This window comes from Arthrobacter sp. EpRS71, from assembly GCF_001512285.1.
Taxonomy (GTDB): domain Bacteria; phylum Actinomycetota; class Actinomycetes; order Actinomycetales; family Micrococcaceae; genus Arthrobacter.
Genome location: NZ_LNUV01000003.1, coordinates 80,851 through 102,747, shown reverse-complemented (window position 1 = coordinate 102,747; position 21,897 = coordinate 80,851). Strand labels below are relative to the sequence as shown.

At 61.5% G+C, this 21,897-nt stretch carries 19 protein-coding genes and 1 riboswitch; of the genes, 14 read left to right on the top strand and 5 right to left on the bottom strand.

Features of this window, described 5'->3' with window-relative positions; all coding sequences use genetic code 11:
• Window positions 1–123 precede the first annotated feature (123 nt).
• Complete coding sequence (gene glyA, locus AR689_RS03385) at window positions 124–1,419, bottom strand: serine hydroxymethyltransferase (RefSeq protein WP_062066823.1); 1,296 nt, start codon at window positions 1,417–1,419, stop codon at window positions 124–126.
• Window positions 1,420–1,534: 115 nt separating this feature from the next.
• Window positions 1,535–1,620: riboswitch (ZMP/ZTP riboswitch) on the bottom strand.
• A 35-nt stretch (window positions 1,621–1,655) separates the two neighbouring features.
• Between glyA and purU the strand changes: the two genes are divergently transcribed.
• From purU to AR689_RS03370, 3 genes are all read left to right on the top strand, one after another.
• Entirely contained in the window at window positions 1,656–2,507 is an 852-nt protein-coding gene (purU, locus tag AR689_RS03380; RefSeq protein WP_062066822.1) for a formyltetrahydrofolate deformylase, read from the top strand.
• A 21-nt stretch (window positions 2,508–2,528) separates the two neighbouring features.
• Window positions 2,529–3,194, top strand: coding sequence for a class I SAM-dependent methyltransferase (locus AR689_RS03375; protein ID WP_062066819.1), 666 nt, complete (start codon window positions 2,529–2,531; stop codon window positions 3,192–3,194).
• Window positions 3,195–3,266: 72 nt separating this feature from the next.
• A complete protein-coding gene (locus AR689_RS03370) occupies window positions 3,267–3,785 on the top strand; it encodes a gamma carbonic anhydrase family protein (protein WP_062066816.1) in 519 nt (172 codons plus the stop codon).
• Between the two features lie 79 nt (window positions 3,786–3,864).
• On the opposite strand, the gene AR689_RS03365 is transcribed toward AR689_RS03370, so the two are convergent.
• Entirely contained in the window at window positions 3,865–5,568 is a 1,704-nt protein-coding gene (locus AR689_RS03365) for a flavin monoamine oxidase family protein (RefSeq protein ID WP_197412799.1), read from the bottom strand.
• Entirely contained in the window at window positions 5,565–7,079 is a 1,515-nt protein-coding gene (locus tag AR689_RS03360; RefSeq protein ID WP_062068548.1) for an amino acid permease, read from the bottom strand. The genes AR689_RS03365 and AR689_RS03360 overlap by 4 nt, the downstream gene beginning before the upstream one ends.
• Before the next feature lie 110 nt (window positions 7,080–7,189).
• On the opposite strand from AR689_RS03360, the gene alr reads away from it, so the two are divergent.
• The 7 genes from alr to AR689_RS03325 all read left to right on the top strand — a co-directional run bounded on the left by alr (window position 7,190) and on the right by AR689_RS03325 (window position 13,513).
• Complete coding sequence (alr, locus tag AR689_RS03355) at window positions 7,190–8,422, top strand: alanine racemase (RefSeq protein WP_231745429.1); 1,233 nt, start codon at window positions 7,190–7,192, stop codon at window positions 8,420–8,422.
• Window positions 8,412–10,064 (top strand): PucR family transcriptional regulator, encoded by a 1,653-nt coding sequence (locus tag AR689_RS03350; RefSeq protein ID WP_062066813.1) that lies wholly within the window; start codon window positions 8,412–8,414, stop codon window positions 10,062–10,064. Before alr ends, AR689_RS03350 begins: the two co-directional genes overlap by 11 nt.
• A 166-nt stretch (window positions 10,065–10,230) precedes the next feature.
• Window positions 10,231–10,470 (top strand): hypothetical protein, encoded by a 240-nt coding sequence (locus tag AR689_RS03345; protein WP_062066810.1) that lies wholly within the window; start codon window positions 10,231–10,233, stop codon window positions 10,468–10,470.
• A 73-nt stretch (window positions 10,471–10,543) separates the two neighbouring features.
• Window positions 10,544–11,260 (top strand): ATP-binding cassette domain-containing protein, encoded by a 717-nt coding sequence (locus AR689_RS03340; RefSeq protein ID WP_062066807.1) that lies wholly within the window; start codon window positions 10,544–10,546, stop codon window positions 11,258–11,260.
• A complete protein-coding gene (locus AR689_RS03335; RefSeq protein ID WP_062066804.1) occupies window positions 11,261–12,688 on the top strand; it encodes a hypothetical protein in 1,428 nt (475 codons plus the stop codon). It begins immediately after the preceding gene.
• On the top strand, window positions 12,672–12,989 hold the full coding sequence (locus AR689_RS03330; RefSeq protein ID WP_062066801.1) for a hypothetical protein: 318 nt from the start codon (window positions 12,672–12,674) through the stop codon (window positions 12,987–12,989). Before AR689_RS03335 ends, AR689_RS03330 begins: the two co-directional genes overlap by 17 nt.
• Window positions 12,986–13,513 carry a hypothetical protein gene (locus AR689_RS03325; RefSeq protein WP_062066798.1) on the top strand — a complete coding sequence of 176 codons (528 nt, stop codon included), beginning with the start codon at window positions 12,986–12,988 and terminating at the stop codon, window positions 13,511–13,513. The genes AR689_RS03330 and AR689_RS03325 overlap by 4 nt, the downstream gene beginning before the upstream one ends.
• Here AR689_RS03325 and AR689_RS03320 read toward each other — a convergent pair.
• Window positions 13,510–14,358, bottom strand: coding sequence for a carbon-nitrogen hydrolase family protein (locus AR689_RS03320; RefSeq protein ID WP_197412798.1), 849 nt, complete (start codon window positions 14,356–14,358; stop codon window positions 13,510–13,512). The two genes, AR689_RS03325 and AR689_RS03320, sit on opposite strands and share 4 nt — an antisense overlap.
• Window positions 14,359–14,751: 393 nt before the next feature.
• Here AR689_RS03320 and AR689_RS03315 point away from each other — a divergent pair, with 393 nt between their 5' ends.
• The 4 genes from AR689_RS03315 (at window position 14,752) to AR689_RS03300 (ending at window position 20,096) form a co-directional block, all read left to right on the top strand.
• Window positions 14,752–15,942: an ROK family transcriptional regulator gene (locus tag AR689_RS03315; protein WP_062066796.1), complete on the top strand. Its 1,191-nt coding sequence runs from the start codon at window positions 14,752–14,754 to the stop codon at window positions 15,940–15,942.
• Window positions 15,943–16,071: 129 nt separating this feature from the next.
• Entirely contained in the window at window positions 16,072–17,628 is a 1,557-nt protein-coding gene (mmsA, locus tag AR689_RS03310) for a multiple monosaccharide ABC transporter ATP-binding protein (RefSeq protein ID WP_062066793.1), read from the top strand.
• 44 nt (window positions 17,629–17,672) lie between these two features.
• Window positions 17,673–18,944 (top strand): multiple monosaccharide ABC transporter permease, encoded by a 1,272-nt coding sequence (mmsB, locus tag AR689_RS03305; RefSeq protein ID WP_062066791.1) that lies wholly within the window; start codon window positions 17,673–17,675, stop codon window positions 18,942–18,944.
• 54 nt (window positions 18,945–18,998) lie between these two features.
• Complete coding sequence (locus tag AR689_RS03300; protein ID WP_062066788.1) at window positions 18,999–20,096, top strand: substrate-binding domain-containing protein; 1,098 nt, start codon at window positions 18,999–19,001, stop codon at window positions 20,094–20,096.
• 92 nt (window positions 20,097–20,188) lie between these two features.
• Here the strand turns inward: AR689_RS03300 and AR689_RS03295 are convergent, their stop codons facing one another.
• The gene (locus AR689_RS03295) at window positions 20,189–21,679 is read right to left on the bottom strand and encodes a pectate lyase family protein (RefSeq protein ID WP_082697770.1); all 1,491 of its coding nucleotides are present in this window, start codon (window positions 21,677–21,679) and stop codon (window positions 20,189–20,191) included.
• Window positions 21,680–21,897: the final 218 nt, after the last annotated feature.

Sequence of the window (21,897 nt, the reverse complement as noted above, 5' to 3'; positions counted from 1 at the left end):
CTTTCTGGTGGGTGACCTAATGGCTCATGCCAACGGGACCCGCTGCCGTGGCGTATGGCGGCGGGTCCCGTCAGCCCCGGTTCAATGCCCGGGTGATGCGTTATTTCTCCGCGGGGACGCGGATTACCACTGCTCGTGCTGCGGGTACAGCGGGAAGTCAGCGGCGAGCTTGTCCACGCGGGCCTGCAGCGACTCGACGTCTGCCGAGGAACCGGCCTTGAGCGCGGTGGCGATGATCTCGGCAACCTCGGTGAACTCAGCGGCACCGAATCCGCGGGTAGCCAGGGCAGGCGTACCGATGCGGAGGCCGGAGGTGACCATCGGCGGGCGGGGATCGAACGGAACAGAGTTGCGGTTCACGGTGATGCCCACGGAGTGCAGGAGGTCTTCAGCCTGCTGACCGTCCAGCTGCGAGTTGCGCAGGTCAACCAGGACCAGGTGAACGTCGGTACCGCCGGTGAGGACCGAGACGCCGGCTTCGGCGACGTCTGACTGGTTGAGGCGGTCAGCAATGATCTTGGCGCCCTCAAGGACACGCTCCTGGCGCTCCTTGAACTCTTCACTGCCGGCGATCTTGAACGCAACAGCCTTGGCTGCGATCACGTGCATCAGCGGCCCACCCTGCTGGCCCGGGAAGACGCTGGAGTTGAGCTTCTTGGCCCACTCCTGCTTGGCAAGGATCACACCGGAACGGGGACCTGCCAAGGTCTTGTGGACCGTGGAGGTGACGACGTCGGAGTACGGCACCGGGCTGGGGTGCAGTCCTGCTGCAACCAGGCCGGCGAAGTGCGCCATATCCGTCCACAGGAGCGCGCCAACTTCGTCCGCGATGGAGCGGAAAGCAGCAAAGTCGAGGTGGCGGGGGTACGCGGACCAGCCGGCAATGATGACCTGCGGCTTCTCGGCGATGGCCTGCTCGCGCAGCTTGTCCATGTCGATCCGGAAGTTGTCTTCTTCAACCTGGTAGGCAGCTACGTTGTAGAGCTTGCCGGAGAAGTTCAGCTTCATGCCGTGGGTCAGGTGCCCACCGTGTGCCAGGGACAAGCCCAGGATCTTGTCGCCGGGAGTGATCATGGCGGAGAGAGCTGCAGCGTTGGCCTGCGCACCGGAGTGCGGCTGGACGTTGGCGAACTCAGCACCGAAGAGTTCCTTGACGCGATCGATCGCAAGCTGCTCGGCGACGTCGACGTATTCACAGCCGCCGTAGTAGCGGCGGCCCGGGTAGCCCTCGGCGTACTTGTTGGTCAGGACGGAGCCCTGGGCTTCCATCACCGCGCGGGGCGCAAAGTTTTCGGACGCAATCATTTCCAGGGTGCCGCGCTGGCGGCCAAGTTCCTGGTTGAGGACTGCTGCAATCTCGGGATCGAGATCGGCAAGCGACTGGTTGCTGACAGACGCGGAAGTGGTTGTGGTAGTCACGGAAATCTCCTGGCTAGGCAACGGGTGGTGCTACAGGTCAGGCTACCGGCAGCAGCATTCCCGCGTCCCCCTTTTGACGGAGGGATCGGTCACGTGCGTGCAACGGTAAGACATGACCCTCGGCCCAGGCGTACGATCCGTGGTCTTCATGATTGCCGCTCCCTGGTGGTAGTCCACCCAACGCCAGTTGCGACCCGTTAACAGTACAACAAGGCAGCACAGGTAGGCTTGATCGTGTGACTGACTCCACCGCTTTCGTAGTAACACTCTCCTGCCCCGACCGCCCCGGCATCGTGCACGCGGTGGCTGGCGCCCTGCTCGAGGCAGGCTGCAACATCGCCGACTCCCAGCAATACGGAAGCCCCAGCACCGGCAACTTCTTCATGCGCGTGGAGGCGACGACGTCGAGCTCCCAGACGGAACTGACGGCGGCGCTGCGGCCGGTGGCCGAAGCGTTTGGCATGACATGGCAGATCAATCCCGTGGGTCAAAAAGTGCGCACCCTGATCCTGTGTTCCAAGGACGCCCACTGCCTGAACGACCTCCTGTTTGCCCAGCGCGGCGGAACACTGCCCATTGAGATCCCGGCAATCGTGTCCAACCACCGGGACCTGGAGTCACTGGCGGAGTTCTACGGCATTCCGTTCCACCACATTCCCGTCACTGCCGATACCAAGGCCGACGCAGAGGCCGCGCTGCTCAAGCTCATCGCCGAACACGACGTTGAACTCACGGTCCTGGCCCGCTACATGCAGATCCTCTCCAACGACCTCTGCACTGAGCTGAACGGCCGGGCCATCAACATCCACCACTCCTTCCTTCCGTCCTTCAAGGGCGCCAAGCCCTACCACCAGGCGCACGCCCGCGGCGTGAAGATCATTGGGGCCACTGCCCATTACGTGACGGCGGACCTCGACGAAGGGCCGATCATCGAGCAGGAAGTCATCCGTGTGGACCATGCCCGGACGGCAGCCCAGTTCGTCCAGATGGGCCGCGATGTGGAGGGCCGCACGCTGGCTCAGGCGGTCCAATGGCACGCAGAACACCGGGTCCTCTTGGACGGCACCCGCACCGTAGTGTTTAACTAGCGCCACTCCTATGCTGAGGGTATGCACGGCATCCCCGAGGCCGATCACGAAGCTGACTTGGCGGTTTACTACAACCGCCATGCTGCCGTCCGGAACACCCGGGCTTTGACCCCGCACCGGATTGAATGCCGGGAATGGTTCATCCGGCTGCTGAAGGCTGAGCTGCGGCACTCACTGCTGGAACTCGGCTGCGGCACCGGTGTGGAGGGTGTGGAGTTCGTCCGCGCCGGGCTGCACTACACCGGCGTTGATCTGTCCTCGGAGAGCGTTCATGTGGCGCGATTGGCCGGACTCGACGCCTCGGTGGCCAGCGGACGGGACCTGCCCTTTACAGCTTCAGTCTTCGACGCCGCCTGGACCATGAGCACCCTTTTGCACGTCCCCAATAGCAGGATTCACGACGTCGTCAGCGAACTTGTGCGGGTCACCGCCCCTGGTGCGCCGATCGCCGTCGGGCTCTGGTCCGGTGACGACGACGAAGTCCTGAACCCTGAAGATCTCGAAGAACCGCGGCGTTTCTTCAGCCGCCGCAGCGACGATACCGTGCGCCGGATCTTTGGCGAACACGGCTCGGTGGAGCACTTCCGGACGTGGCCGGAGGGTGTGGGCGTGGAGTCCGGGCCGGGCGCGGGAAACTGGTCCCAGCATTACCAATTTCTGCTCCTCCGCACCCCCGCACCCAACTGAGTAGCAGATCAGGTCGTTCCCAGCGCTGAGAACGACCTGATCTGCGACCTACTTGGGAACTAAGCTGGGGCCATGGCTCCCTCTTATACTTTCGCCGGAGACACCCCGGCCATCCATGAAACCGCCTTCGTGGCACCCACTGCGTCCATCATCGGCAAGGCCACGTTGGCCAAGGACTCCAGCGCCTTCTATGGCGTCTCCGTTCGAGCCGATTTAGCCGCGATCAGCGTGGGCGCAGGGTCCAACCTCCAGGACAACGTGGTCCTCCATGCCGACCCCGGCTTTCCTTGCACCGTGGGCGAGCGCGTCTCCGTGGGGCACAGCGCAGTAGTTCACGGCTGCACTGTGGAGGACGACTGCCTCATCGGCATGAGCGCCACCATCCTCAACGGCGCGGTGATCGGTTCCGGCTCGCTCATTGCTGCCGGCGCCGTGGTTCTTGAAGGCACGGTTATACCGCCCCGGTCCCTGGTGGCCGGGGTTCCAGCAAAAGTGCGCCGGGAGCTCAGCGATGAGGAGTTCGAGGGCGTCAAGCACAACGCCGCCCACTACAAGGAGCTGGCTGCAGCGCACCGGGAAATGCACGCTTAAGGACGAATGCGAGGCCCGCTCTGCGGCCTAACCTGTGGGTTTGGGGCGTAGAGCGGGCCTCGCAACGGACAAGGGGAACTTAGTCCAGGCTGATCGGGCCGAGTTCGTCCAGCAGGTCGCCCGGACCGGGGTTTCCGGCGGCCGATGATCCGCCGAGGTGGTTCACCACTCCCCACACTGCGTTCAGGCCCGTGGTCACAGCACCCTCGGCCCATCCAGCGGTGAAGGACACGTCGTCCCCCGCGAGGAAGATTCCGCGCTGGTGTTCCGCCAGCTGATCCTGCTTGAAGTGCGTGAACAAGCGCTGCTGGTACCGGTAGTGTCCAGGCAGGTTGGCCTTGAACGCGCCCATGAAGTTGGGGTCCGCTTCCCAGGACACCGTGATCGGCTGCCCGATGATGTGGCTCGAAATGTCCACGCCCGGGTAGATCTGCTCCAAGGAGTGCAGCATGAGCTTCACGCGCTCCTCGGCGGTGAGCGCAAGCCATTTCAGGGCGTCGTCGTTCCATGTGTAGGACAGGAGGATCACAGCGGGCTTGTCCGGGCCGTCGTCGAGCAAGTACGTTGCCCGGTTCAGGCGGTCGGTGAGCGTCATGGACAAGACCTCGTGGCCGGTCTCAGGATCGATGTCCTTCCAGAACGGCCGGTCCACCATCACGAACGTCTTGGACGACTGCATGTAGTGCGAACGCTCAATCGCGGTCCACAACTCGGCGGGGAACAGCGCTTCCTCCGTGTGGATGCGCGTGGACAGCAACCAGGACTGGCACGTGGTCACCACGGCTTGGTACGTGGCCTCGCGCCCCCAGTTCTCGCGGACCAGGAGGTCGCCGTTCTCCGCCCGGCGGATGTTGTCCACAGCTCCGCGCGGCGAACCGGAGTGCAGGGAAGCCAACGAGGTGCCTTCCGGCCAATACTTAAGGCCCGACGGCGCGTGGTTCCAGAGTGCCTCGGGGAGCCTTTGCGCTCCTCCCGCAATGGAGCGGTGCTGGTCGTCGGCGTCGGTGTAGACCACACGGAGGATTTCGAGGATGGAGTTGGGGAAGTCGGTATCCCAACCACCGGTGCCGAAGCCCACTTGGCCGAATGCTTCACGGTGCGCGAAGCCGGCCTCCTTGAAGGACTTGCTGGCTGCGATGAAGCCGTAGAAGGTTTGCTCATCCAACTCAGGCAGGAGCGCGTTCCAGAGTTCTTTGATCCGCTTGGTATCGCGGGCCTTGATGGCCTCCTGCATTTCAGCGAAGGCAGCACCATCGTTAACGGCGGCTTTCCAGGCGTCGGCCACTTCGCGGAAGAACTCCGGCAGTTCGTCGGCCGTGGTGGCGTAGTGCTTCTTGCCCGCCAGCTCGATCACCGTGCTGGACGTGGCTGGCGCCATGGGGTTGGGGAACTCGTTGGTATCCAGGCCGAGCAGGTCCACGTAGTGGTAGAAGGCCTTGCCGGATACCGGGAACCGCATGCCACCGAGATCGGCCACCACACCTGGAGCCGAGGGGAAGCTTGCTGTCCGGAGGCGCCCACCGATCTGGTCGGCCTCGTAGATGACCGGTTTGAGGCCGAGCTTCATGAGTTCATACGCCGTGACCAGCCCGGACAGGCCGGCACCGATGATGGCCACTTCCGTTCCGTACAGCTCCTCGGGAACAGAGCCCAAACCGTCCGGGTGCGCCAGGTAGTGGTCGTAGCTGAACGGGAAGTCCGGGTTCAGCATGGTGATGGGTGCCTCGTCTGCAGGGGCTTGGCCCTGCGGATCAGCAACGGGGAGTTCAGTGGCGATGGTCATGAGTTTTCTGCTTTCACAGGTTCCGGGCTCACGGCCCTGGTGGTTAATTCACGGTAGTCCTGCTCGCTGAGCGCGGCTACCTTGGAGTTCCGGCGTCCATAGCCGAAGTAGATGGCGATGCCCACAAGCATCCATACGCCGAAGGTGATCCACGTGTCGGCGCCCAGGTTGAGCATCAGGTAGGCGCACATCAATGTGCCCAGGATCGGCGTGATGGGATACAGCGGGACCCGGAAGCTCCGCTCAAGATCGGGGCGGTTGCGCCGGAGGTAGATGACCGCGACGTTCACCAGTGCGAAGGCGAAGAGTGTGCCGATGCTGGTTGCGTCGGCCAGGGCGCCGAGCGGGACCAAGCCAGCGGTGAGGGCAACAGCGATGCCGATGATGAGTGTCCCGGCCACCGGCGTGCCCGTGCGGCGGGACACACGGCCAAAGACCTTGGGAACCATGCCATCGCGGGACATGGACAGCATGATGCGGGTCTGGCCGTAGAGAACAGTCAGCACAATGCTGGCGATGGCAAGCACAGCACCGACGGAGAAGACCAAAGCGATCCACGGCTGGCCGGTGATCTCGTGGAGGATCTGCACCAGGGCAGCTTCGGTACCGTCGAACCAGTTCCACGGCCGGGCGCCGATGGCTGCCACGGCAACCAAGACGTAAATGCTGGTGACGATCACCATGGACAGCATGATGGCCCGGGGCAGGTCGCGCTTGGGGTTCTTGGCTTCTTCACCGGCGGTGGAGGCGGCATCGAAGCCGATGTAGGAGAAGAAGACACTCGAGGCTGCGGCGGAAACCCCTGCTGCACCCATGGGCAGGAGCGGCTCGAAGTTTCCTGCGTTGAAGGCGGTGAAGGCCACGGCACAGAAGAAGATGAGGATGCCCACCTTGACGATCACGATGGCTGTGTTGATCCATGCGCTCTCCCGCGCACCGCGCACCAGAAGAATCATGGCCAGCACCACGATGACCATCGCGGGGAGGTTCACCACGCCGCCGTCGCCGGGCGGTTGGCTCACGGCGTCCGGAAGGAACTGTCCAAAGGCCGCCAACGTCTCATTGACGTACTGCCCCGCACCAACGGCTACCGCGGCCACAGAGACTGCGTATTCCAGCACGAGGCACCACCCACAGATCCAGGCCATGCCCTCGCCCATGGTGGCGTAGGAGTAGGAGTAGCTGGAGCCTGCCACGGGGACCAGCCCCGCCATTTCCGCGTAGGACACGGCGGAGAGCAGCGCTGCGAGGCCGGCGATGACGAAGGAGATCCAAATAGCCGGACCTGCCAGCGGAACGGACTCACCAAGGATCACCAGGATGCCGGTGCCCAGCGTGGCGCCCACGCTGATCATGGTCAGCTGGAGGACGCCGAAGCTGCGGACCAAAGGCGTACCGCCCTCGCTGCTTCCGGCTTCACTGACCATCTGGCCAATGGGCTTGCGTCGCAAAAGCTGAGCCCCGAGGCTTGGCCTCGTGACGGCCGGCGCCGCTGAATTTTCGGTGTTCACAGGCACAGTCACCCTTGACGTCCCTTCCAAGTAGTTTCGATTTCCCCTCCACAAGACTGGCATGTGAGCCACCTCTCACCGCGGTGCAAAATGACCTATAGTGTTCAACCATGAGACGTAATGCACAATATCAAGTGGCTGCCCCGGCGGCCCTTTCAGGACAGGTCACCGTGGACCTGTCCGCGATTTCAGACAATGTCAAAGCCCTGAAAAAGCGCACCAAGGCCCCGTATTTCATGGCCGTGGTGAAGGGAAACGCGTACGGCCACGGACTGGTGGAAGTGGCGCGAACCGCAGTGGATGCAGGGGCTGACTGGCTGGGAACCGCCCAGCTCACCGAAGCCATCTCCCTGCGGCAGGCCGGGATCACAGTACCCATCCTTTCGTGGCTGTATCTGGCATCCCAGACCAGCGCCACCATTCTTGAAGCCCTCGAAAACGACGTCGATGTGTCCCTCGGGAGCGTCGGCCAACTGGAGGTGCTGGAAGGCATCGCTGCGCGCCTAGGCCGTCCCGCCGTCGTGCACCTGGAACTGGACAGCGGCCTGAGCCGCGGCGGCGCGCGCAAGGAAGACTGGGCCGAACTCGTGGCCCGGGCGCGGCAAGCCGAACTGGACGGGACCCTTCGCGTTCTAGGCCTCTGGACCCACCTGGCCTGGGCCGACGTCCCCGCACATCCGGGAAACGCCACTGCTGTGGCCGAGTTCGAGGACGCCGTCCGCGAGGCCCACGAAGCCGGGCTGAACCCTGAACTCCGGCACGTGTCCAGCTCCGCAAACATCCTGGACCGGCCCGAATTCCACTTCGACATGGTGCGTGCAGGGCTCGCCATCTACGGCCTCGCCCCCGCTGATCACTTGGACCCGGCGGACTTCGGACTGCGCCCCGCGCTCAGCGTGACGGCGCCGCTGGTCATGGTCAAAAAAGTTCCGGCCGGCACCGGTGTGAGCTACGAACACCAGGCCATCACCTATGAACCCCGGTACCTCGGCCTCATCCCGCTCGGCTATGCGGACGGCATCCCCAAGGGCATCAGTGGCCGCTCCGTGGTGAACATTGGAGGACGCAGCGTGCCCGTGATCGGCAAGGTGTGCATGGACCAGTTCATGGTGGATCTGGGACCGGACGCAGGAGGAATCGACGTCGGCGACACCGCCGTGTTGTTCGGCGACCCGGCATGTGGGGCGGCGAGCGCCGACGATTGGGGTGCCGCGATCGGCAGCCACGGGGACGAGATCATCAACAGGATTGCGCCCCGGCTCCCCCGGGCGTACGCGACTAGTGCGTACCGGTGCCCCGACTACCAGGAGCCGGCCGCCGCCGGGCAGGGCAATGTCGCCTGAGCCCGCCACCGCCCGCCTGAGTTTCGTCACTCTCGAACAGTTCCTGGAGCAGCTGCCGCCGGAGTTGGCAATGCTTCACGACGGCGGCAGTGGCGCCTCGCTGCTGCGGTGGGTGGAACCCAGTGAGCTGGAGGACCCCACCCCGTACCTGCCGGAGGGGGAGTTTCTCCTGACCGCCGGGCTGCCTTTCCTGGGGAATGGCGGCTCGGCGGCGAAGGTGGATGCCTACGTCCAACGGCTGGTGGACGCGAAGGTGGCGGCGCTGGGCTTCGGGATCAGGCCGTATTTCGATGCCGTCCCCGACGCCTTGGTGGATGCCTGCCGCCGGCACAACCTCACCTTGTTCGAAGTTCCGGAATCCTTGCCGTTCGCAGCGATCGGGCTGGAATTCTCGCAGCTCCTGGAAACGGATAACGCAAGGGTCTTCCGGCAACTGGCAGACACCAATCGCCAACTCATGCGGGCAGTCCTCTCCCCCAGGCCAGAACACGAACTGCTCGCGGCCCTGGTTCAGCGGGTGCCCGTGTGGGCTGTCCTTGTTGGCGCGGACGGGCGGGTTCGGGCGCGAGGGCACAGCACAACCGGGCAGGGTGCCGGGCACCAGTCCACAGGCGGGCACAACGCCGGCGGCAGCACCGGCGTCGAGCATTCTTTGCTGGCGCCCATGCTGGAACGGTTGCTGACCGGCAGCGGGCCGCGGGTAGAAATGGACGGTTTCGACCAACCGGGATCGGCGCTGGTGTTCGGGCATCCTTTGCGGAGTACCAAGGACGCCAACCTGGGCGCACTGATCCTCGGCTCGGATGCCCCCCTGACGCCTGCCCAAAACAGCGTGGTGCAGTCGGCCGTGGGGTTGCTGGAGCTGTTGGTGCGGCAGCGGACCAGCGGTTCGCTTGCTCCAAGCCAGTTGGCCACTGCGATGCTGCTGCACCCTGAATCGATGACGTCGGGCGGCACTAAGCACGTCAACGGACTCAGGGACCTGCTGGCCCAAAGCTTGGCTTCCACTAGATCCGGGCAGATGCGGGTAATCCAAGGTGTCAGGGTGGACGGCGCGGACGACGGCCCGGTCCGCGAGCTTCTGCAATGGCGCAGGCTTTTCGACACCAAGCTGGTGGAGATTACTGACTACGGTTTCGCTGCCATTACCCGTTTCAAGGTGGATGACTCATTACTCGCCGATGTGGAGAAACTTGGTTGGCGGCTGGTGATCGGCGAACCAACTGAGCTTCTTGGTCTCCAGGCGGCCTACCAACGGGTGAGCTCCCTGCGGGGCCGTGTGGCGGCCTCCGGCAAGAGCGCGCGGGTGGACGAGGTGACGTGGTCCGTGGCGGGCCTTTTGGGGCGCGAAGCCGGAACCCTGCTGGCCGCACGGCTGCTTGCGCCAGTACTCGCTCAGGAACCGGACCGCCGTGACCCGTTGCTGACCGTCTTGCGAGGTTGGCTCAGCGAAAACGGCAGCTGGGACGGCTCCGCCAAGCTGCTGGGGCTGCACAGGAACAGCGTGCGACGCCAAATCGGCGTGCTCGGCGAACTGCTGGACATGGACCTCAACCAGGCGCAGGTGCGTGCTGAGTTGTGGTTCGCGTTGCAGTACGTGGACGAGCTGGTGGACTCCACGGATCTGGCGGGCACCCCCTAGATGACACCGAATTCTTCTGTGCAAGCGGTTTTCCCCACTCAACTTTGCCGCTATTGGTACCTATTTGGGCTGTCGGGCGGCTAGGGGGCCGCTCAAGGTATCTAGCCTCCTCGTGGGTGCCGAAACTCATCGGCGCCGTACAGATCATCATTTCCGAGGGGGAAATATGCTCGCTGCAACAGCAGTACAGGCCCCCAGCACCGTGGCCGCAATCAGGAGCAAAATCGACGATATGGTCATTCGTTACGACGGTTGGTTCCTCGTCCTGCTCGCTGTTCTTATGGTCCTCGCATTCGCAATTCTGGGCGCCATGGCCATCTGGTGCCTGACGTCCGGCCGTGGGCGGTTCGTCGGCAACTGGAGTTGGAGCCAGTGGGGCGTTTCCGTCTGGGTGGAGTGCGTCTAGTCGTCAGATAACCGCGGTGGTGGCATCGTCGTGCGATGCCACCACCACAGCCAGACCATGGAGCCAAAGCCCAATGCCCCTTACTGTCGACCACATCGATTATGCGTACAACTTTCAGAAGCAAGTCCTGCATGACGTCTCACTCAGCATTTCCGGAAACAGAATTATGGGTCTTATCGGCCCCAACGGATCAGGCAAGTCAACCCTCATAAGGGTGATTTTGGACCTGCTGCAAATGCAGGGTGGCAGCGTCCACATCAACGGGCATCGGAATTCCAGTCGCAGTGCGAAAATGTCTGCCATATACCTCTCGAGCAATGATTACCTGCCCGAGTTCCTAACCGGTGAAGAATACCTTCGATTCATGCATGGTCTCTACACCGAACCGCTCGATCTGAATGTCCTTGGTCATCACTTTGACCGCTATTCAATGAGCGGTCGTCACCGTGACCTCATTGAGGACTACTCCCATGGAATGCGTAAGAAACTCCAGCTCATTGCCGCATTCATGTTGGAACGTCGTCTCACTGTTATCGATGAGACACTCAATGGAGTGGACATCGAATCAGTAAAGGTCTTCGAAAAAGACGTCCGGAAACTCGCAGGCGATGGGCGCTCGGTACTCTTGTGCAGCCATGACTTCAACGTTCTTGAGAATGTGGCCGATGACGTTGCCGTCCTCATCCAAGGAGCCCTGGTCTTCCAAGGGGACCTGGGTTCAGTCAACAAGGACTATGGCAACCTCTCGGCCCTTGCTTCTGAGTACATCCAGTCAATGGAAGTCGAGTAGATGCGGCTCGAAAGCATTATCCTGTTGTTTCGATTATTTTGGACATTCATTCTCCGGCGGGTTCTGGGACGTGGACTCCTGGCCTCGAGAGCAATGCGAATCGCTGGCGCCTTTATTGTGCTGCTCGGATTTGCGGGATTCAATGTTCTCAGCTACACGGTGATGCGGCAGTATCTCGGCGGAACTGATTTATTCGAACCCGTCCTCGCAATCGCCAACGTTTCGGTGGGTTTTTGGGTCCTCATTGCGTACACGCTGATACGGGTCCTCTTCTTGAAGGCGGATGAGCTTCTAAAGTTGTCCTTTCACCTTCCTGCCACCAACAAGGAACGAACGCTTGCCTTCGCTTTATTCGAGGCATCGGTGGTGGCAGTGATGACGGTTTTCGTTTTCGGCGCATTCTCGATATCAACGGTGCTTCTTGAGGGGCCGGATTTCATTACGAAGATTGCGGTGTGCATTTGGCTTCCCGTAGCGACTGTCTATCTTCTCCTCAGCCTGGCCTACTATCTCTTGGAACGCAGCCTCCTCATCATGCGGCTGGCACGGCTCCGAGGACTACTGGTACCGATTGTCCTGGCGATAGGCCTCTCAGTTCTGTTCCCCTATACGAATGAGCAGACGGCGGTGATTGCCGAGAGCTTCGTCGAGGGGCGTGACTACAGTTCGCCGCTGCTGGTGTACTCCACACTTGAAAAGAACTTCGGATTGTGGCTCGCGGTGGTGAGCTTTGCCGCAGCCTCCGTGGCCGTTATTGCCGGCATCGTAGCCGCTGCTCCCAGAGCGTACGTCCCCCTCCGTCGCTTCATCATCTTGCTTCCTTCCAAGATTGCAACGTGGAGGCTGGGGGCCTACACGCTGGTGCTGTTCCGCAGCTTCGAAACGCTCGTTTCCGTCATCTTCGTCTTAGCGTTTTCGCTGTTTGCATGGCTGCAACACATTGTCATTCCACCCTATGTTTTGGCTCTCATTACATTTCAGGGTGTGTACGCCTACGTAAATTCTGAACCATTGCGGCGCATGTCAGTGCTGCACGTCAGCGCGTGGAGGAACTACGCGAGCATCCTCGGCTCGCAGATAATCCTCTGGGTTACGGTCGCGATTCCGGTTACCGCGGCCAGCCTTGCTCAAGGCATTGAGCTCTCTGCGTGTTTGCCCGTAGCAGGATTCTGCCTCAGCAACATTCTTATCTCCACTCTCATTGGTATTGCGTTTCCACCGGAAAAGGGGAACCCATTCACTGTTCTGGTCGGTGCGGTGCTGGCGATTATCGTCATCTTGACGATCGCGCTCGGCCTCAACGTATTCAATCTCGAACCGGCGATAAGCGCAGTAGTTTACTCAGTTCTAAATATCTTGGTTGTGACGTACAGCATCCTCGGCATGCAGAGGATGGAAAGGATTCGACGCCATGAAGTGGCTTCTTAGAGTTATCACGGCATTTTCCGTCTCATTTGTGATCACCATGGCAATGGTGGTGGCAGGATTCATCATGGCCATGTTTTCCACTATGGACGCGGGCGTCAGAAAATTTGGGCTTTTCGGTGCCATCTTCTTCGAGGCCCACGAGCAGGCCAGCGGCGCAACGGCCTTGGAAATTGGGGTCGCCGACGGCACACCCATTGCGATCATCTTCGTCATCATCTTCGTTTTTTGCGTGGCGGTCACTGTAGTCCTTGAAAAGCTCAAGCTCCGCAAAAAGCAACTGCTGCAGGCACAGCAGCGGTGAATCTCAGCACGGTTCCCATTGACGAGGTCAAAGTCATGGCGGCCGTTAAAAGCCTGGTTTGGGCCGTCCGCGTTCCGGCCGCCGCAGTCGCTGCCGGCTTCACTGCCTGCGCAGTCACCGCGGTCGCGGGGATTCCCGGGATTCTGCAACCGGCCTTTTGGCTGCTGATCCATGCATCCGGCCTGCTGATCGGCTTTGTGATTCACGAGGGCTCCCACGTCGTCGGCCTCAAGCTGAGCCCGGGAATTACCCACGTCATCTTTGCGAGCACACTGCTGAGATTCTCAGTCATTCCCATGGGAAGACTCGTGGGTTGGCAGGCGGCACTTATCGCCCTGGCCGGCCCATTGGCGGCGTGTGTTGCCGGGGTCCCGATTGCCTTGACGCTGCCTCACTACGCACTTCACTGGTGGTTCTTCCTTCACGCCATATTCTTGTTGCCATTTTTTGGCGACGGCAGAAGCCTGGTCAAAGGCCTACTAGCATGGCGGCGGCAAATACAACTGGTTCAGGTTGACCCCTAGCCCTGCCTGTCCCGCCATTGCCCGTACAGTTCCGGCCGGCGGTCGCTCAGGTACGGAACTTCAGCGCGTGCTGCTTTCACGGTTTCAGTGCCAACTTCGGCGAACAGCAGCGTTGGGGACTCACCCGCCGCCGCGAGTAACGATCCGTCCGGCCCGGCCACCACGCTGCCGCCCAGGAAGTTGTACACATCCTCGTGCCCGCTGTGGTTGGCATACGCAACGTTCAACTGGCTCTCCAACGCACGGGCACGGATGAGCACCTGAGGGACGTTATCGAAGCCCTCGGACAAGGCCGTTGGCACCAGCAGAAGTTCGGCGCCCCTCGTGGCGGCGGCACGCACCGCTTCCGGGAACTCGACGTCATAGCAGATCACCATCGACGTCCGGATTCCGTTGAAGTCCACGACGGCGGGAGGTTCTTGGGCGGCTACGAACGCCTTGTGCTCCTCCGGGCCGAAGAGGTGCACTTTCGCGTAGTTCAGGACCTCAGAACCTGAGGCGTCAAGCAAAGTAGCCGTGATGTGCCAGGCGCCATCAGCGTGAGGCGGCTGCGCGGCGTCGTCGTCCGCTGTGTGTTGCCGGCTTAGCGCCGGAAGGCTGTAAACCAGACCGACCTTGTGCCGGCGGGCGATGCCTGCCAGGCGTTCGCGAAGGTCCGGGAGGATGGCTGGGTCCAGTTCGGCGTGCAGACGCAGCGGGGCATATCCCACGGGAAACAGCTCCGGCGTCAGGAGCAGGCCCGCCCCCGCGTGGGCGGCGCGCTGCGCGGCGTCGTCGATGGTGCGCAGGTTCGCCTCTACGTCCATGACGGAAGCGTTCGCCTGAAGGACTGAGAGCAGCATCATTACCCCTTGGTTTCGCCTGATCCCGATGCCTGCTTCGCACGCCCGGGAGGTTTCTTATGTCCAGCGTAGGCGCGTGAAGAGGGGTGATGGTGAGGCAATTGGACCCGCATCTGTCCGGAACAGGACGCAATGCACGCCCCCCACGCGTTGCGGGGCCCACTCTGCGTGCCAACCCGGGATCTTAGGGAGCACACCAGGCCCCACAACACCCACCCCTCGCACACCCCCGCGTTGCGGGGCCCACTCTGCGCGCCAAAACATGGAGTTGGGGCGCATATCGGGCCCCACAAGGGGTACATAGCTGGTGTTCATGCGTTGGAGTATGTCGGCAATGCTTGACTCCTTGTGTTCACTTCTTGACTACAAGCTCGATTGTGGGGCAATCTTCTTGTCATGTCCGCAACGCAGCGCTCAACGAAGAGCCACCCAAGAAAACCCGGCTCGCAGTCCGCACTGCGCCACCTGAACCAGCAGCGCATCATTGAATGCCTTCTGAGTGGGCCCTCCACGCAGGCAGAGCTCTCGCGTCAAACCGGACTCTCCACGGCAACGGTGTCCAACATCGTCAAAATCATGCAGGACGCCGGACTGGTATCCACGGAGCCGACCACGAGCTCCGGCCGCCGGGCAACCAACGTCCGGTTGAACAGCAACGGTGCGGTCGCCGTCGGAATCGACTTCGGACGGCGGCACCTGCGGGTCGTCCTTGCCTCGCTGGGCTATCACGTCATTGCCGAGGATTACATCGAGTTGCCGCTGGGTCACCAGGCCGAGGAAGGCATTGCGGCCGCGGTCCGGCTGCTGGAAAGACTGCTCCAAGAGAACGGGATCGACCGTACCGCGGTAGTGGGGGCCGGGGCGGGCATCCCGGGCCCCATTGACCGCCGATCAGGCACCGTGGCACAAGGCGCCATCTTGCCCGAATGGGTGGGGATCGACATCCTCCATCGGCTGGAGGAGGCGCTGAACTGCCCCGTCTTTGTTGATAACGACGCGAACTTGGGCGCCCTGTCCGAGGTGACGTGGGGGCCGCACAGTGGAGTCTCAAATCTGATGTTCCTCAAGATCGGCTCGGGCATCGGCGCCGGCCTGATCCTCAATGGATTCCCCTACTACGGCAACGTTGGCATCACCGGGGAAATCGGCCACGCAACCATTCATGAGCACGGCCTGGTGTGCCGCTGCGGAAACAGGGGTTGCCTCGAAACGATAGCGTCCACCACCACCATGATCGAGTTGTTGGGGCGCGGCCAGGAGGCGCTGTTGACGCCGCAGGACATCGTCCGCAACTGCCTCGCCGGCGACTCTGCAACCCAACGCGTAGTGGACGACGCCGGCTTGGCGGTGGGCCGCGCGCTGGGCAACGTCTCCAACCTGATTAACCCTGAAGTGATCGTGGTCGGAGGCCCACTGGCGGGCCTCGGCGACCTCCTTTTGGACCCCATCCGGAGGGGGCTGGTACGCCACGCCGTGCCTGTGGTGGGCGAGACGACGCACCTGGCGATGTCCTCCCTCGGGGCACGTGCAGAAGCGCTTGGAGCAGCTGCTTTGGTGTTCCAACACGCCGGTATTACCGGTAGGTAACGAAATCGTTAGCTGGATCATGCGTTCAAGTCTTGACGACAAGACGGGTGATCCAGTTTACTTTTTCATCAGACAGCCTCGCCATTGCGGGGCCGACAACGAAGTCATGCATTGGAGGCGTAAGGGCTGATGACATCCCTCGACACGCAAGGTGATCCCATCCTCTTGGAGATGCGCTCGATCACGAAGGAATTCCCCGGCGTGAAGGCCTTGTCGAATGTGAACCTGCGCGTGATGGCCGGCGAAATCCACGCAATCTGTGGAGAAAACGGCGCCGGTAAATCCACGCTCATGAAAGTCCTGTCTGGCGTTTACGGCTACGGAAGCTACACGGGCGACATCGTGTACCAGGCTGAGACCCAGCAGTTCAAGGACATTCGCGCAAGCGAAGCAGCGGGCATCGTGATCATCCACCAGGAACTGGCGTTGATCCCGGAACTGTCCATCATGGAGAACATCTTCCTGGGCAACGAACCCACCAAGTGGGGTGTGATCGACTGGGCAGAAGCGCGCAAGCGTTCCATGGAACTGCTGGCCCGGGTGGGCCTCCGGGAAGACCCGGACACCCCCATCAAGGAAATCGGCGTTGGTAAGCAGCAGCTGGTGGAAATCGCCAAGGCACTGAACAAGTCCGTTCGGCTGCTGATCCTGGACGAGCCCACCGCTGCGCTGAACGAATCCGATTCCCAGCACCTGCTGGACCTGATCCTTGGCCTCAAAGGCAAAGGCATCACCTCGATCATCATTTCCCACAAGCTCAACGAGATCGAACAGATCGCGGACGAGATCACCATCATTCGTGACGGTAAATCGATCGAAACGTTGAACGTCAAGCGCGATGGCGTGGACGAGGACCGCATCATCAAAGGCATGGTGGGCAGGACGCTCGAGTCCCGTTTCCCCGATCACGAACCGAAGATCGGTGAAGTTTTCTTCGAGGTCAAGGACTGGACGGTGGGACATCCCCAGATCCAGGACCGCCTGATCTGCAAAGGCTCCAACTTCTACGTCCGCCGGGGCGAAATTGTTGGCTTCGCCGGTCTCATGGGTGCCGGACGCACGGAACTTGCCCGGTCCTTGTTCGGTCACTCCTACGGCCGCTTCATCAAGGGGCAGGTGTACAAGGACGGCAAGCCGGTCAATCTCCGCAGCGTCCGTTCCGCCATTGATGCGGGGCTCGGTTACGTCACGGAGGACCGCAAGTCGCTGGGCCTGAACCTGTTGGACGACATCAAGACCACCACGGTTTCGGCGGCTTTGAACAAGATCAGCAACTACACGGTGGTGGACACCCGCAAGGAATTCTCCATAGCCGAGGAATACCGGAAATCGCTGCGGACCAAGACTCCGTCGGTTGAGGAAGGCGTTGCCAAACTCTCCGGCGGTAACCAACAGAAGGTGGTGCTGGCCAAGTGGATGTTCACTGATCCGGACCTTCTGATCCTGGATGAACCCACCCGTGGAATCGATGTGGGTGCCAAGTACGAGATCTACGGCATCATCCAGAGGCTCGCCAACCAGGGCAAGGGAGTGATTGTCATTTCCTCGGAGCTTCCGGAGCTTCTGGGCCTGTCCGACCGTATCTACACCATTTTTGAAGGCGCCATCACCGGTGTCCTGGACAAGAACGAAGCAACCCAGGAAAGCCTCATGAAGCTCATGACTTCCGCCCGCAAGACAGCCTGACCGTTGGCCCAGCCTGACCCCTTCCTGACACAAGGACCAAAACAATGAACGCGCTCAAGAAGCTCTTTGGTGGCAATACCCGCCAGTTCGGCATGATCTTCGCCCTGGTGGCACTTATCGTCTTCTTCCAGATCTTCACCGGGGGCCGCACGTTGACCCCAGGCAACGTGATCAACCTGTTCAACGGCAACTCCTACATCCTCATCCTGGCAATTGGCATGGTCCTGGTCATCATCGCCGGCCACATCGACCTCTCGGTGGGTTCCGTGGCAGCATTCGTGGGCGTTTCGGTTGCCCTGGCCATGCGGGACTGGGGCCTGCCTTGGTGGGCAGGCGTGCTCTTCGGCTTGCTTCTGGGCGCGGTGATCGGCGCTTGGCAAGGCCTATGGACGGCGTATGTGGGCATCCCTGCCTTCATCGTGACCCTGGCCGGCATGCTCCTGTTCCGTGGCTTCAACCAGTTTGTGGGCAAGTCCAACACCATCCCGGTTTCCAAGGAATTCCAGTTCATTGGTTCCGGCTACCTGCCCGAGATTGGCCCTAACACCGGATTCAACAACCTCACACTGCTGATCGGCATTGTGGCGGCAGCATTCGTTGTGATCATGTCCCTGCGTGCCCGTGCAGCATCCAAGGCCCTTGGCGCCGATGTTCCCGAGCTCTGGGTAGAGGTCACCAAGCTGGTCCTGATCTGCGGTGCCATCCTTTACGCAACGTACCTGTTCGCAACGGGCCGCCCCGGAACCTCCTTCCCCATCCCCGGCCTGATCCTCGCGGTACTGGTCCTCATCTACGGGTTCATCGCTGACAAGACGGTCCTTGGCCGTCACGTCTACGCCGTAGGTGGCAACCGCCACGCAGCTGAACTCTCCGGCGTTCAGTCCAAGAAGGTCAACTTCATGGTGATGATGAACATGTCCATCCTGGCTGGCCTGGCCGGCATGATCTTCGTTGCCCGCTCCACGGCATCCGGTCCGTTCGACGGCGTCGGTTGGGAATTGGACGCCATCGCAGCCGTCTTCATTGGTGGCGCCGCCGTTACCGGTGGTGTTGGTACCGTGATCGGCTCGATCGTCGGTGGCCTGGTGATGGCTGTCCTCAACAACGGCCTTCAGCTCCTGGGTGTTGGCGCTGACCTCACCCAGATCATCAAGGGCCTGGTGCTCCTGGCCGCAGTCGCCTTCGATGTCTACAACAAGTCCCAGGGCAAGCGGTCCATCACGGGCATGCTGATCAAGGGATTCCAGCGAAACAACAACGAGATCAAGCCGGACGAAACCACGTCCACCAAAGAGGTCATTTCCAAGGAAGCGTAATCCGCTTCCCCACCGACTCGCTCCACCCCACCCACACAGAAAGTGAACCAAGATATGCGAATGTTTGGTAAAGCAGGAAAGGCAGCAGCAGTCGCTGCCATCGCGGCACTGGCGCTGACAGCCTGCGGCCGCACTGACAGCGGCTCAAGCACCAGCACGGCAGGCGGGGAAGCGTTCCCCAAGGACTCGCTGATCGGCGTCGCACTTCCGCAGAAAACCAGTGAGAACTGGGTCCTCGCGGAGAAGCTGTTCAACGATGGCCTCACCGGCGCTGGCTTCAAGGCCGACGTCCAGTTCGCCAACGGCGGCGTGTCCGAGCAGCAGAACCAGATCAGCGCCATGGTCACCAAGGGTGCAAAGGTCATCATTGTGGGAGCCATCGACGGCGCCCAGCTGGGTACGCAGCTCCAGCAGGCCAAGGACTCCGGCGCCACAGTCATCGCTTACGACCGTCTGCTTCTCAACACCGAGAACGTGGACTACTACGTGGCGTACGACAACTTCAAGGTTGGTGTCCTCCAGGGCGAGGCTCTGTTGGACGGCATGAAGGCCAAGAAGGCCTCCGGTCCGTACAACGTGGAGCTCTTCGCCGGCTCCCCGGATGATGCCAACGCCAAGGTCTTCTTTGACGGTGCCATGAGCGTCCTGAAGCCGAAGATCGATGACGGAACCCTCAAGGTCCTGTCCGGCCAGACCACGTTCGAGCAGGCTGTTACCCAGGGTTGGAAGGCTGAAAATGCCCAGCGTCGCGCTGACACGCTGCTTACCGGCAGCTACGGCACCGCTTCCCTGGACGGCGTTCTCTCCCCGAACGACACCCTGGCCCGCGCAGTCCTGACCTCCGTCAAGGCTGCCGGCAAGCCGCTCCCCGTGGTAACCGGCCAGGACTCCGAAGTTGAGTCCGTGAAGTCGATCATCGCTGGCGAGCAGTACTCCACCATCAACAAGGACACCCGCAAACTCGTTGAGCACGCCATCACCATGGTGAAGGACCTCCAGGCCGGCAAGGAACTGGAAATCAACGACAAGGAATCCTACAAGAACGGCGTCAAGACCGTCCCCGCGTTCCTCCTGCCTCCGCAGATCGTTACGGCAGAGAACGTGAAGACCGCTTACGTCGACGATCCGGTACTCGGCCCGATCACCAAGTAACTGATCACCAAGTAACACCTTACAAAGCAAGCCCCGGTCCGCCAGCAGGCGGGCCGGGGCTTTCGCTTTGCCGCTTTGAAACGCGCCGTCTGCTACTTCCCCTCGCGGACCTTGATCACGCCCGGGCCTGAGAAGTTGAGCACGGAGTTCCGGACTGCTGCTGGCGATTTCAGCGTCTTGTATCCGTAGACGTCCGAGGGTGACCATCCGACGTCGGACGTGAAGTCACGATTGGCCCACTCAGGCACCGCGGTCCCTGACTCAGCTGCGGCCGCGATCGCTTCAGCTTTCCGCTTCGCGAAGGAACCTTCAGCGACGGCGTTCAGGTCAACGGACTCGCCATTGAACCAGGACCCCGTGTCGCTGAACATGTTGCCGTTGTAGCTGCTTACTGTGATGGATTTGTCCGCATCGGCGCCGTCGTAGTCGAAGGCGTTGTATTCGGAAAAGATCCTTGAGTCATACCCCGCTCCCAAGAAATAGCTGGTTCCGCCCTGCGCTTCGCTGATCATGGGGTAGTCCGGGTCATCGACGCTGCCCACGAAGTAGTTGTTAAGGACGTGAACCTGCCCAAATCGGACGCGGGGTCCTCGTTGCTGAGTGTTCTCGAACAGGTTGGAGATGAAGCTGACGCGCAGTTTCCCGCCGTCTTTGTCCACGTGCTCATCACCGGAGCCCAGGAGGCTGGTCTTGTCATGGTCGCGGAGCTGGCTGTTGGAAATGGTGACGAAGTCCGTACCGTCCTTCAGGTCCAGGAGGCCGTCGTGCCGGATCACGGGTTCATTTTTGAAGTCCTTCGGCGCTTCGCTGTCGGGGTAGCGTCCATCGGTCAGGAGGACGTGGTCAATCCAGATGTGGTCGGACGTCACGGCAGACAGGCAGTCAAAGCGGGCGTTCCACGCGCCGTCCCCGTCGTCCGGTGACCAGGTGGTGAACCAGTCCACGGGTGATTCGATGCTGAGGTTCCGGATGACCACGTTGCTCGCGACGTGCATGATCACGTTTGCGCCCACCAGGCCCGCAGCATCATCGAGCCCCAGCAGCGTGGTGTTGCTCGGGAGGTTTACCTCGATCTGCCGCTTCATGGCATTACTTCCCTGCTGGCGTAACTGCCGCATCTGCTTGCAATAGGGGAAGGCTTGGTCGCTCCAGGTCTTGCCGTTGTCCAGGAAGCAGCTCATGTACTTCTGGATGTCATATCCAGGCGCGTAGTCCTGCTCTCCCATGACCGTGCCGTCGGCAGCCTCATTGCCGTTGATGGTTCCCCTGACGTAGATGATTTTCGGTGCCTTGGGGTCTCCGTTGTTCAACGTTGCCGCTTTCAGCTCGGCCAACGTGCTGACCACGTGAATGTTTTCCGGCGGGGCGTCGGAACCACCGTTGGTCCCCGGTCCTACTGATGCCCAGCCCGTGGGAGCGGAGTCGTGGACTGAGACTGTGGGGGAACCGTGCACAGTGACCGGTTCGGCCTGACTGGCAGGAGCCGTCGCCAGCGAAACTGCAAGGGTGATGCCCAGGATGGTGGACACTGCCGCGAGGTGTAGTGGTTTGGTGTGCGCATTTTGTGGTGCTGTGGACGTCATTGGCCTGTTTTCCGGCATGCCAAAGAGAGCACATGCCTTGTAGGGATGGGCAATTCGACTAGCTTGGGAACCTTGCCCCACCAGCGAGAAAGCGCTTTCTCCGGGGCCTTCCTATTATGCCTGTGCCGCTCGCCACGCTGTCAAGGGTTGTTCGGATGACGCACCTCTCGCTTTCGCGCAACCTTTCACAGCCCACGCATAGCTTCGGCAGGCTTCAC

Excerpts from the sequence above, each read along its gene's own strand:
- AR689_RS03375 (WP_062066819.1), top strand. The coding sequence starts at position 2,529 with ATGCACGGCATCCCCGAGGCCGATCACGAAGCTGACTTGGCGGTTTAC.
- AR689_RS03370 (WP_062066816.1), top strand. The coding sequence starts at position 3,267 with ATGGCTCCCTCTTATACTTTCGCCGGAGACACCCCGGCCATCCATGAA.
- AR689_RS03365 (WP_197412799.1), bottom strand. The coding sequence starts at position 5,568 with ATGACCATCGCCACTGAACTCCCCGTTGCTGATCCGCAGGGCCAAGCC.
- alr (WP_231745429.1), top strand. The coding sequence starts at position 7,190 with ATGAGACGTAATGCACAATATCAAGTGGCTGCCCCGGCGGCCCTTTCA.
- AR689_RS03350 (WP_062066813.1), top strand. The coding sequence starts at position 8,412 with ATGTCGCCTGAGCCCGCCACCGCCCGCCTGAGTTTCGTCACTCTCGAA.
- AR689_RS03345 (WP_062066810.1), top strand. The coding sequence starts at position 10,231 with ATGCTCGCTGCAACAGCAGTACAGGCCCCCAGCACCGTGGCCGCAATC.
- AR689_RS03340 (WP_062066807.1), top strand. The coding sequence starts at position 10,544 with ATGCCCCTTACTGTCGACCACATCGATTATGCGTACAACTTTCAGAAG.
- AR689_RS03335 (WP_062066804.1), top strand. The coding sequence starts at position 11,261 with ATGCGGCTCGAAAGCATTATCCTGTTGTTTCGATTATTTTGGACATTC.
- AR689_RS03330 (WP_062066801.1), top strand. The coding sequence starts at position 12,672 with ATGAAGTGGCTTCTTAGAGTTATCACGGCATTTTCCGTCTCATTTGTG.
- AR689_RS03320 (WP_197412798.1), bottom strand. The coding sequence starts at position 14,358 with ATGATGCTGCTCTCAGTCCTTCAGGCGAACGCTTCCGTCATGGACGTA.
- AR689_RS03315 (WP_062066796.1), top strand. The coding sequence starts at position 14,752 with ATGTCCGCAACGCAGCGCTCAACGAAGAGCCACCCAAGAAAACCCGGC.
- mmsA (WP_062066793.1), top strand. The coding sequence starts at position 16,072 with ATGACATCCCTCGACACGCAAGGTGATCCCATCCTCTTGGAGATGCGC.
- mmsB (WP_062066791.1), top strand. The coding sequence starts at position 17,673 with ATGAACGCGCTCAAGAAGCTCTTTGGTGGCAATACCCGCCAGTTCGGC.
- AR689_RS03300 (WP_062066788.1), top strand. The coding sequence starts at position 18,999 with ATGCGAATGTTTGGTAAAGCAGGAAAGGCAGCAGCAGTCGCTGCCATC.
- AR689_RS03295 (WP_082697770.1), bottom strand. The coding sequence starts at position 21,679 with ATGACGTCCACAGCACCACAAAATGCGCACACCAAACCACTACACCTC.